At 76.8% G+C, this 522-nt stretch carries 1 protein-coding gene; it reads left to right on the top strand.

The genetic code is table 11. The annotated features are described in order from the left end of the window. Positions 1-522, top strand: a 522-nt coding sequence (locus BST12_RS32660; RefSeq protein WP_211281419.1) for a hypothetical protein, incomplete at both ends; no start/stop codon positions are given.

Genomic DNA, 522 nt, shown 5'->3' with positions numbered 1-522 from the left:
ACCGACGACGGGACCTCTGGTGGCGCCGGTGGGGCTGGAGGTGCGGGCGGACTATTTGGCCCCGGCGGCACTGGCGGCACCGGCGGCCTCGGCAAAGGCCCTGGCGGAACCGGTGGGGCTGGCGGGACCGGCGGGCTGTTAGGGCCGGGCGGCACCGGCGGCACCGGCGGGGTCGGCGGCCACCTGGCCGGCGGGCATGGCGGAGCGGGCGGAACAGGCGGACTGTTCGCCAATGGCGGCAATGGCGGCAATGGCAACACCGGGGGCACCGACGGGGGGAATGCCGGGGCCGGCGGGACCGCTGGGATGTTCGGCTCCGGCGGGACCGGTGGAACCGGTGGAGCGGGCCCTCAAACTGGGGGGTCTGGAGGTCAAGGTGGTAACGCCGCCGGGTGGATCGGCACCGGCGGGGCGGGTGGCGCCGGTGGGGAAGGCGCCAACGGTGGAATGGGCGGGGCCGGCGGCAGCGCCGGCACCTTCTGGGGTTTCGGCGGAGCGGGCGGCTCGGGCGGGTCTGTGGGG

The sequence above is a fragment of the Mycobacterium angelicum genome, from assembly GCF_002086155.1.
Lineage (GTDB): Bacteria > Actinomycetota > Actinomycetes > Mycobacteriales > Mycobacteriaceae > Mycobacterium > Mycobacterium angelicum.
This window is presented reverse-complemented; position numbering and strand designations above follow the sequence as displayed.